General features: G+C 66.8%; 10 protein-coding genes. 5 read left to right on the top strand and 5 right to left on the bottom strand.

Annotated features, from left to right (window positions below; genetic code table 11):
* Window positions 1-40 precede the first annotated feature (40 nt).
* The 4 genes from DI606_RS05220 (at window position 41) to DI606_RS05235 (ending at window position 5,186) form a co-directional block, all read left to right on the top strand.
* Window positions 41-1,843, top strand: coding sequence for an IlvD/Edd family dehydratase (locus DI606_RS05220; RefSeq protein ID WP_293980339.1), 1,803 nt, complete (start codon window positions 41-43; stop codon window positions 1,841-1,843).
* 91 nt (window positions 1,844-1,934) lie between these two features.
* A complete protein-coding gene (locus tag DI606_RS05225) occupies window positions 1,935-3,512 on the top strand; it encodes an aldehyde dehydrogenase (NADP(+)) (RefSeq protein ID WP_293980340.1) in 1,578 nt (525 codons plus the stop codon).
* The gene (locus DI606_RS05230) at window positions 3,509-4,432 is read left to right on the top strand and encodes a Gfo/Idh/MocA family oxidoreductase (RefSeq protein ID WP_293980341.1); all 924 of its coding nucleotides are present in this window, start codon (window positions 3,509-3,511) and stop codon (window positions 4,430-4,432) included. Before DI606_RS05225 ends, DI606_RS05230 begins: the two co-directional genes overlap by 4 nt.
* A 19-nt stretch (window positions 4,433-4,451) precedes the next feature.
* A complete protein-coding gene (locus DI606_RS05235; RefSeq protein WP_293980342.1) occupies window positions 4,452-5,186 on the top strand; it encodes a FadR/GntR family transcriptional regulator in 735 nt (244 codons plus the stop codon).
* A 94-nt stretch (window positions 5,187-5,280) separates the two neighbouring features.
* Here the strand turns inward: DI606_RS05235 and DI606_RS05240 are convergent, their stop codons facing one another.
* The 5 genes from DI606_RS05240 to DI606_RS05260 all read right to left on the bottom strand — a co-directional run bounded on the left by DI606_RS05240 (window position 5,281) and on the right by DI606_RS05260 (window position 9,136).
* Window positions 5,281-5,970: an amino acid racemase gene (locus DI606_RS05240; RefSeq protein WP_293980343.1), complete on the bottom strand. Its 690-nt coding sequence runs from the start codon at window positions 5,968-5,970 to the stop codon at window positions 5,281-5,283.
* Window positions 5,971-6,055: 85 nt separating this feature from the next.
* Window positions 6,056-7,477 (bottom strand): NAD(P)(+) transhydrogenase (Re/Si-specific) subunit beta, encoded by a 1,422-nt coding sequence (locus tag DI606_RS05245; RefSeq protein WP_293980345.1) that lies wholly within the window; start codon window positions 7,475-7,477, stop codon window positions 6,056-6,058.
* Window positions 7,477-7,761 (bottom strand): NAD(P) transhydrogenase subunit alpha, encoded by a 285-nt coding sequence (locus DI606_RS05250; RefSeq protein ID WP_293980346.1) that lies wholly within the window; start codon window positions 7,759-7,761, stop codon window positions 7,477-7,479. Before DI606_RS05250 ends, DI606_RS05245 begins: the two co-directional genes overlap by 1 nt.
* Before the next feature lie 94 nt (window positions 7,762-7,855).
* Window positions 7,856-8,977: an NAD(P) transhydrogenase subunit alpha gene (locus DI606_RS05255; protein ID WP_293980347.1), complete on the bottom strand. Its 1,122-nt coding sequence runs from the start codon at window positions 8,975-8,977 to the stop codon at window positions 7,856-7,858.
* 36 nt (window positions 8,978-9,013) lie between these two features.
* Window positions 9,014-9,136: an aa3-type cytochrome c oxidase subunit IV gene (locus tag DI606_RS05260; RefSeq protein ID WP_293980348.1), complete on the bottom strand. Its 123-nt coding sequence runs from the start codon at window positions 9,134-9,136 to the stop codon at window positions 9,014-9,016.
* A gap of 154 nt (window positions 9,137-9,290) precedes the next feature.
* On the opposite strand from DI606_RS05260, the gene DI606_RS05265 reads away from it, so the two are divergent.
* Window positions 9,291-9,605: response regulator (locus DI606_RS05265; protein ID WP_293980350.1), on the top strand; the 315-nt coding region annotated here is incomplete at its 3' end.

Below are 9,605 nucleotides of genomic sequence, written 5' to 3' on the forward strand. Positions count from 1 at the left end.
GCGCGTCCATGCGCCCCTATTTTCTGCGTCAGGAAGCCCCATGAGCGATTCGTCCAAGCCCGCCCCCAAATTGCGCAGCCGTGCCTGGTTCGACAACCCAGACAATATTGACATGACCGCGCTGTATCTGGAGCGCTACCTGAATTTCGGCCTCAGCCTGGACGAACTGCGCAGCGGCAAGCCGATCATCGGCATCGCCCAGACCGGCAGCGACCTGTCTCCGTGCAACCGCCACCATCTGGCACTGGCGGAACGGATGCGCGACGGCATTCGCGAAATGGGCGGCATCGCGCTGGAATTCCCGGTCCACCCGATCCAGGAAACGGGCAAGCGCCCGACCGCAGGGCTCGACCGCAATCTCGCCTATCTCGGCCTTGTCGAGGCGATGTACGGCTATCCGCTCGACGGCGTCATCCTGACGACCGGGTGCGACAAGACGACGCCGGCGCTGCTGATGGCGGCGGCGACGGTCAACATTCCGGCCATCGCCCTTTCGGTCGGTCCGATGCTGAACGGCTGGTTCAAGGGGGAGCGCACGGGATCGGGCACCATCGTGTGGCACGCGCGCCAGTTGCTGGCGGCGGGCAAGATCGACGACGAAGGCTTCATCAAGCTCGTCGCGTCGTCCGCGCCGTCGACCGGCTATTGCAACACGATGGGCACGGCGAGCACGATGAACAGCCTCGCCGAAGCGCTGGGCATGATGCTGCCCGGCTCCGCCGCCATCCCCGCGCCCTATCGCGACCGGCAGGAAGCGGCCTATCTGACCGGCAAGCGCATCGTCGAAATGGTGCATGAAGACCTCAAGCCTTCCGACATCATGACGGTGGACGCGTTCCACAATGCCATCGCGGTCAACAGCGCCATCGGCGGATCGACCAACGCGCCCATCCACCTGACCGCGATCGCACGCCATATGGGCGTGGACGTGCCGCTCAAGGACTGGGAAACGGTCGGTCACAAAATCCCGCTGCTGGTGAACCTCCAGCCCGCAGGCGAATATCTGGCGGAGGATTATTACCGCGCGGGTGGCGTGCCCGCCGTGGTGGCCCAGCTGATCGATCAGGGCCTGATTCGCGAGGGCGCGATGACGGTCAACGGCAAGACCATGGGCGACAATTGCCGGGGCGTGGAGATCGGCGACGAAAAGGTCATCCGTCCCTTCGTCCAGCCGCTGATGGAGGACGCGGGGTTCCTGGTCCTCACGGGCAATCTGTTCGACGCCGCCGTCATGAAGACCAGCGTCATCAGCGCCGAATTCCGCGATCGCTACCTTTCCAACCCCGACGATCCCGACGCGTTCGAAGGGCAGGCGATCGTGTTCGACGGGCCGGAGGATTATCACCGCCGCATCGACGATCCGGCCACCGGCATTACGCCCGACACCCTGATGTTCATGCGCGGCGCGGGACCCATCGGCTATCCGGGCGCGGCGGAAGTCGTCAACATGCGCCCGCCCGCCTACCTCATCACCGAAGGCGTGTCGGCGCTGCCGTGCATCGGCGACGGGCGCCAGTCGGGCACGAGCGGAAGCCCCTCCATCCTCAACGCCTCCCCCGAAGCGGCAGCGATGGGCGGCCTTGCCCTGTTGAAGGACGGCGACCGGGTTCGCATGGACCTCAAGGCCGGGGAAGTGAACGTCCTCATCCCCGATGCGGAACTGGACGCCCGCCGCGCCGCGCTGGTGGCCGAGGGCGGCTATCGCTATCCCGCCTCGCAGACTCCCTGGCAGGAAATTCAGCGCTCGGTCGTCGGACAGCTCGACACCGGCGCGATCCTGGAGGGCGCGGAGAAATATCAGCGGATCGCGCAGACCATGGGCCTGCCCCGCGACAATCATTGATAGCGCTACCGTCATTCTATTGAAAGGCGGGGAGCGGCGGGCCATCTGATGCCCGACCCCGCCTTTTCCGATCCCCCATCAGGAGACAGCCATGTTCAACGGAGCCATCCTCATCGGCGCGAGCGAGCGCCATAGCGGAACGCCTTTCCACGCCATCAACCCGGCGACAGGCGAAAAGGGCGAGGTCGCCTTTTCGAGCGCGATGCCCGCCGAGGTCGAGGAAGCCGCCGCGCTGGCCGACGCCGCGTTCGACAGCTTTTCGACCCTGTCGCCCGACGCGCGCGCGACCTTCATCGAAACCGTCGCCGACAATATCGTCGGCATCGGCGACCTGCTGATCGAAACCGCGATGGCCGAAAGCGGCCTGCCGCGTGCGCGCCTGGAAGGCGAGCGGGGCCGCACGGTGGGGCAGTTGCGCCTCTTTGCGTCCTATGTGCGCCTGGGCGACTGGCTCGACGCCACCGTCGACCGCGCGATGCCCGATCGCCAGCCGCTGCCTCGCGCGGACCTGCGCCGGGTCAACCATTCGGTCGGCCCGGTCGCGGTGTTCGGCGCGTCCAACTTCCCCCTCGCCTTCTCCGTCGCGGGCGGCGACACGGCGGCGGCCTTCGCGGCGGGATCGCCGGTGATCGTCAAGGGACACAGCGCCCACCCCGGCACCGGCGAGCTGGTCGCGCGCGCGATTCAGGCTGCGGTCGCGGCGTGCGGCCTGCATGAAGGCGTCTTTTCCTACCTGCCCGGCAACGACCGCGCGCTGGGCGGCGCGCTGGTCGCCGATCCCCGCGTCAAGGCGGTGGGCTTCACCGGCTCGCGCGGGGGCGGCACCGCGCTCATGAAGATCGCGGCGGAACGCAAGGAACCGATCCCGGTCTATGCCGAAATGTCGTCGATCAATCCGGTCGTGCTGCTGCCCGGCGCGCTTCAGGACCGGGCCGAAGCGATGGGCACGGCGTTCGTCGGTTCGCTGACGATGGGCGCAGGCCAGTTCTGCACCAACCCCGGCCTCGTCATCGCACTCGACGGTCCCGATCTCGACACGTTCATCGCGGCCGCCGCGCAGGCGATGGCGGGCGCCGCGCCGCAGGTCATGCTGACGCCGGGCATCCACGAAGCCTATGAAAAGGGCGTGGCGGCGCTGGCGGGCGCGGACGGCGTCACCACCGTCGCGCGCGGCACGGAAGCGGACGGCGTCAATCGCGGCCAGGCGGCGTTCTTCGCCACCGATCGCGCGACGTTCGAAGGCAATGCGGTGCTGGCGGAGGAAGTGTTCGGATCGTCTTCCGTCCTCATCCGCTGCGGCAGCATCGAGGAAGTGATCGCGACCATCGCGGGCCTCGAAGGCCAGCTGACCGCCACGCTCCAGATCGGATCGGGCGACGAGGCGCATGCCGCCGCGTTGCTGCCCACATTGTCGCGCAAGGTCGGTCGCATCCTCACCAACGGCTGGCCCACCGGCGTCGAGGTGACGCACGCGATGGTGCATGGCGGCCCCTTCCCGTCCACCGCCGACGGGCGCTCGACTTCGGTCGGCACGCTGGCGATGATGCGTTTCCTGCGGCCGGTCTGTTACCAGGACGTGCCCGACGCGCTGCTGCCGCCCGCGCTTCAGGAAGCCAATCCCTGGGGCCTGACGCGCCGCGTCGAAGGCAAGCTGAGCGTCGCCGCATGACGATCCGGGCAGGGCTCGTCGGCCTCGGCAAGATCGCGCGCGACCAGCATCTGCCCGCGATCGAACGCACGGGCGGGATCGAACTGGTCGCCGTCGCCAGCCGCAACGCGCAAGGGGACGGGGTAGCGAACTACCCCGACCTCGGCGCGATGCTGGCGGGCGAGGCGGATCTGGACGCCGTCATCCTGTGCCAGCCGCCGCAGGCGCGCTATCATGCGGCGCGGCAGGCGTTGCTGGCGGGCAAGCATGTGTTCATGGAAAAACCGCCGGGCGCGACCGTATCGGAAGTCGACGCGCTCGTATCGCTGGCGCAGCAGCAGGGCGTGACGCTCTATGCCAGCTGGCACAGCCGCTACGCCGCCGCCGTCGCCCAGGCGAAGGACTGGATCGGCGAGCGGACGGTCGAGAGCATCGATATACAATGGCGTGAGGATGTGCGGCACTGGCACCCCGGCCAGCCGTGGATCTGGGAAGCGGGCGGCTTCGGCGTGTTCGACCCCGGCATCAACGCGTTGTCGATTCTGACCGAGATCGTGGCGGAACCCGTGACGATGCTGTCGGCGATGCTGGAAGTCCCGCAGAACAAGGACGCGCCCATCGGTGCGGAAATCCGGATGGCGACGGCGTCGGGCGCGCCGATTGCGGCGGTGTTCGACTGGCGGCAGACCGGCCCGCAAACGTGGGACATTGCGGTCGAGACCGACCGGGGCAGCCTGCTCCTGTCCGAGGGCGGCAACATGCTGCGGCTCGACGGCGCGGTGCAGGTGAAAGCGCCGGACGAGGAATATCCCGCCATGTATCGCCGCTTCGTCGATCTGGTGGCGGATCGCGCCATCGACGTGGACCTTGCGCCGCTGCGTCTGGTGGCGGACGCCTTCCTTTGCGGGCGGCATTGCCCTACGGCTGCGTTCGAGGATTGAGGGAGCGGGGACACAGGCCATGACGAGCGCGCGCAAAGACGGACCGGAAGAAGGCGCGCTCCGCATCCATCAGGCGATTGCCCGCGATCTGGGCACCGCCATTCTCACCGGGCGGCACCGCCCCGGCGACCTGTTCGAAGGCGAGATCGAAGCGTCGGAGCGCCTGGGCGTGTCACGCACTGCCTATCGCGAGGCGGTGCGCATCCTCGTTTCCAAGGGAATGCTGGAAAGCCGCCCCAAGGCGGGCACCCGCGTGCTGCCGCGATATCGCTGGAATGTGCTTGACCCCGAAATGCTGGCGTGGATGTTCGCGGGCGAGCCGGATGCGGATTTCATCCGCGACCTGTTCGAACTGCGCGGCGTCATCGAACCGGCGGCGGCGGAATTTGCAGCGCGGCGGCGCACCGAGGATCAACTGGCGGTGATGGACGCCGCGCTCGACGACATGGGGCGGGCCGGCCTGTCGACGGCGGAGGGACGCGCGGCGGACCAGCGCTTTCACCATGCGGTGCTGGCCGCGACGCATAACGACGCGCTGGCGGCGCTGGCGAGTTCGGTGGGCGCGGCGGTCAGCTGGACCACCAAGTTCAAGCATCGCAAGCAGATGATGCCGCGCGACCCCCTGCCCGACCATCGCGCCGTATTGCAGGCGATTGCGGCGCGGGACACGGCGGCGGCGCGGAACGCCATGACCGAACTGCTGCGCCTCGCGCTTGCGGACATGGAGATCGGCGAGCCGGAAAGCGGGGGATAGGCGGCGCCAACGATATTCGACCGGGCGGTCGGCACCGCGAGCATCCCTGCGGCAGTCGCAAGTCCTTAAGCCATCCGCCCGCCCGACCGGGCCTTTATCCCAATATGAAATCCACCCCCGCCTTCGCGTGAATGCCGGTGCAGTCGTAGATGGGCAGAATGTTCGCCTTCACATCGACGATGCGTTCCAGTTCGGTGCAGGCAAGGACGACGGCCTGCACGTCCTGCTTGGCGATGTCGGTCAGTTCCGACTTCATGAAACGTTCCGATTCGCGACTGACCTTCCCCACGGTCAATTCGTCGTAGACGATGCGGTCGATCCGTTCGGCAAGCTCCATGTCGGCGGGCAGCAGCGAGACGCCGTGCGCGACGAGGCGCTGGCGATAGAATTTTTCCATCATGACGTTGCGCGTACCGATGAGCGCCGCCTTTTCGACGCCGTCCGCCTGCATTTGGGCGCCCACGACTTCGGCGATATGGACGATGGGCACGCCGATTTGCGCCTGCACCTGATCGTAGACGCGGTGCATGGAGTTGGCGCAGATGAGCAGGCCTTGCGCCCCCGCCTGCTCCAGACGCCGCGCCGAGGCGATGAGCTGTTCCGCCGCGCAGTCCCAGTCGTTCTGGGTGGCGCATCCGGCGACATCGGCGAAGTCGAGGCTTTCGATCAGCAGCGGCGCACTGTGCTGTCCACCCTTCGCGCGGTGCACGGCCTGGTTGATGATCTGGTAATAGCGCGCGGTCGAGATCCAGCTGAGACCGCCGATCAGGCCGAGTTTGCGCATGATGCCCCTGTGCCCCCTGAAAAATGAAAAGGGACGGCGCAGCGCGTCGCTCCGCCGTCCCGGTCATGGTTAGGGGAAGCCCGGCTCAGTGGGCAAGCCCCTTGACGATTTCCTCGACCATCTTCTTCGCGTCGGCCAGCAGCATCATGGTGTTGTCCATGTAGAAGACTTCGTTGTCGACACCGGCATAGCCCGCCCCGCCCATGGAGCGCTTGACGAACAGGACCGACTTGGCGTTGGCGACGTCCAGGATCGGCATCCCGTAGATAGGCGATGTCTTGTCGGTCTTGGCCGCCGGGTTGGTGACGTCGTTCGCGCCGATGACGAAGGCGACATCGGCCTGACCGAATTCGCTGTTGATGTCCTCCAGTTCGAACACTTCGTCATAGGGGACGTTGGCTTCGGCCAGCAGCACGTTCATGTGGCCCGGCATCCGGCCCGCGACCGGGTGGATGGCATATTTGACGGATACGCCTTCCTTCTTGAGCAGGTCGCCCATTTCCCGCAGCGCGTGCTGCGCCTGCGATACGGCCATGCCGTAGCCGGGCACGATGATGACGCTGTCCGCCTGCTTCATCAGGAATGCCGCATCCTCCGCGCTGCCGCGCTTGTAGGGGCGGTCGACCGCTGCCGCGCCGCCGCCCGAAGGCCCGGCTTCTGCGCCGAAGCCGCCCGCGATGACGCTGATGAAGCTGCGGTTCATCGCCTTGCACATGATGTAGGAGAGGATCGCGCCGGAAGACCCGACCAGCGCGCCGGTGATGATCATCGCGCTGTTGCCGAGCGTGAAGCCCATGGCGGCGGCGGCCCAGCCCGAATAGCTGTTCAGCATCGACACCACGACCGGCATGTCCGCGCCGCCGATGGGGATGATGAGCAGGAAACCGATGATAAAGCTCAAGGCCGTCACGGTCCAGAACACCCACGGGCTCTGGTCGGTCACGAAATAGGCAACCAGTCCCAGAATGGCGGCGAGCGTGGCAAGGTTGATGAGGTGGCGGCCCGGCAGCATGATCGGCTTGCCCGACATGTTGCCGTTCAGCTTGAGGAAGGCGATGATCGACCCGGAAAAGGTGATCGCGCCGATCGCGACGCCCAGGCCCATTTCGACCCGGCTGGCGTTGTGGATTTCGTCCGTCAGCGGATCGAGAATGCCGAATGCGCCGGGATTGAGATAGGCGGCTGCGCCCACCAGCACGGCAGCGAGGCCCACGAGGCTGTGGAACGCCGCCACGAGTTGCGGCATCGCGGTCATTTCGATCCGGCGGGCGATCACGAAACCGATGCCGCCGCCCACGACGATGGCGCCGACGATCTCGGGCAGGCTCACCACGTCATGGGTATAGAGCGTGGTGGCGACGGCGATGCCCATGCCGACCATGCCCATGCGATTGCCGCGACGGCTGGTCGCGGGGCTGGACAGCCCGCGCAGCGCAAGGATGAAAAGGACGCCCGCGACCAGATAGGCGAGCGCGACGAAGGGTGAGACGGGCGCGAGTTCGTGCATCACTTGCGCTCCTTCTTCTTGTACATCGCCAGCATGCGTTCGGTGACCGCAAAGCCGCCGAAGATGTTGACCGACGCAAGCACGACCGCAAGCAGGCCCAGTATCTTGGCCGCGATGCTGCCCGCTTCCGCCGACGCGACCAGCGCGCCCACGATGATGACCGACGAAATGGCGTTGGTGACCGCCATCAGCGGCGTGTGGAGCGCCGGGGTGACCGACCACACCACATAATAGCCGACGAAACACGCCAGCACGAAAATCGACAGGATGGAGATGAAGTCCATCGTTCCTACTCCCCGTTTGGTCCGGGCGTTCGCGCGGAACCGCTATCGCGCGCCCCCACCCCCTTGGCAGGCGCGCGCCCTTGTCATGCAGGCGTCAGCCCAGCAGGCGTTCGTTGACGATCCTGCCGCCCTGCGTCAGGCGGATGGCGTTGCCGATTTCGTCGTCCAGCACCGGCGCGTTCTTTTCCTTGTCCCAGAAAGCGGACAGGAAATTGTAGAGATTGCGCGAAAACAGCGCCGATGCGTCGGTGGCGAGGCGCGAGGGCACGTTGCGATGGCCGACGATCCTGACGCCGTGGCGTTCGACCACTTCGCCCGCGACCGCGCCTTCGACATTGCCGCCCTGTTCGACCGCGAGGTCGACGATCACGCTGCCCGGCTTCATCGTCGCGATCTGCGCATCGGTGACGAGGCGCGGCGCGGCGCGGCCCGGGATGAGCGCGGTCGTGATGACGATGTCCTGCTTGGCGATGTGGGCGGAAACGAGTTCGGCCTGCGCGGCCTTGTATTCGTCCGACATTTCGGTGGCGTAGCCGCCCGACCCTTCACCCTCGATGCCCGCGACCTTTTCCACGAAGATCGCCTTGGCGCCGAGCGATTCGATCTGCTCCTTCGTCGCCGAACGCACGTCGGTCGCGCTGACCTGCGCGCCCAGGCGGCGCGCGGTCGCGATCGCCTGAAGCCCCGCGACGCCCACGCCCATGACGAAGGCCTTCGCCGCCGAGACGGTACCCGCGGCGGTCATCATCATCGGAAACGCCTTGCCATATTCTGCCGCGGCGTCGAGCACCGCCTTGTAGCCCGACAGGTTCGATTGCGAGGAAAGGATGTCCATCGACTGCGCGCGGGTGATGCGCGGCATGAATTCCATCGCCAGCGCTTCCAGCCCCGCCGCCGCATAGGCGTCGATCCGTGCGCGATCTCCGAACGGGTTGAGGCCCGCGACGATCCATGCGCCCGGCTTCACCCCGGCCAGGCTTTCGGGCGCGGGCCCCTGAATGCCAAGGACGATGTCCGCCCCGGCGAGCGTGGCCGCGCGGTCGGCGACGACAGCGCCCGCCGCCGCATAATCGGCGTCGGCGACCGAGGCGGTGAGGCCCGATCCGGCCTCCACTGCCACGTCCGCGCCCAGCGCCTTGAATTTCTTGACCGTTTCCGGCGTCGCGGCAACGCGCCTTTCGCCCGCCGCCTGTTCCTTTACCACCGCTATTTTCATTATCGCGGCCCCCTCCCCGTTAAATTGTCGAGCAGCCTAGCTCGAGATCAGCAGCACCACCACGGCAGCCACCGCCACGCTGGCGATCGTGCCCCACTTCACCAGGCCGACGAACCCGGAATAGGTCTGGTTCGCGCTTTTCATGTCGTTGGACGCCATAATGCTTCCCCTCATGCGGTCGTTGAGCGCCAACCCTTATCGGCAAGGGGGCTTCCCCTCAACCCAAGGGAGCGCAAGAAAATCTTGGGTGGGTTAAGCGGGCCTTTACCCGCCGCCGCTACGCTCGGTCCCCTGTCATTTAAGAGGGGTCCGGATGACGCGCGACGGCGTACCGATGCTGATGCTGATCGACGACGAACCGGCACAACGCCGATTGGTGTCGGCGCTTGCCACGCGTGCGGGCTGGCGCACCGTCTTCGAGTCGGACGGGGAAACCGCGATCGCGACGCTCGGCACGCAGGACGGGATGCAGCTCGATGCGATCCTGCTCGACCAGTGGAGCCCGGACTATGAGCCCGCCGGCCTCATCCGCGAAATCCGCGCGCGCCGCCCGGCGCTGCCGATCCTGGTGCTGACCGCGCACAACAATGTCGCGGTCGCGGTAGACGCGATGCGGGCGGGAGCGACC

It is taken from the genome of Sphingobium sp. (assembly GCF_003248505.1).
Classification (GTDB): domain Bacteria; phylum Pseudomonadota; class Alphaproteobacteria; order Sphingomonadales; family Sphingomonadaceae; genus Sphingobium.

Excerpts from the sequence above, each read along its gene's own strand:
- DI606_RS05240 (WP_293980343.1), bottom strand. The coding sequence starts at position 5,970 with ATGCGCAAACTCGGCCTGATCGGCGGTCTCAGCTGGATCTCGACCGCG.
- DI606_RS05250 (WP_293980346.1), bottom strand. The coding sequence starts at position 7,761 with ATGGACTTCATCTCCATCCTGTCGATTTTCGTGCTGGCGTGTTTCGTC.
- DI606_RS05260 (WP_293980348.1), bottom strand. The coding sequence starts at position 9,136 with ATGGCGTCCAACGACATGAAAAGCGCGAACCAGACCTATTCCGGGTTC.
- DI606_RS05220 (WP_293980339.1), top strand. The coding sequence starts at position 41 with ATGAGCGATTCGTCCAAGCCCGCCCCCAAATTGCGCAGCCGTGCCTGG.
- DI606_RS05245 (WP_293980345.1), bottom strand. The coding sequence starts at position 7,477 with ATGCACGAACTCGCGCCCGTCTCACCCTTCGTCGCGCTCGCCTATCTG.
- DI606_RS05235 (WP_293980342.1), top strand. The coding sequence starts at position 4,452 with ATGACGAGCGCGCGCAAAGACGGACCGGAAGAAGGCGCGCTCCGCATC.
- DI606_RS05255 (WP_293980347.1), bottom strand. The coding sequence starts at position 8,977 with ATGAAAATAGCGGTGGTAAAGGAACAGGCGGCGGGCGAAAGGCGCGTT.
- DI606_RS05225 (WP_293980340.1), top strand. The coding sequence starts at position 1,935 with ATGTTCAACGGAGCCATCCTCATCGGCGCGAGCGAGCGCCATAGCGGA.
- DI606_RS05230 (WP_293980341.1), top strand. The coding sequence starts at position 3,509 with ATGACGATCCGGGCAGGGCTCGTCGGCCTCGGCAAGATCGCGCGCGAC.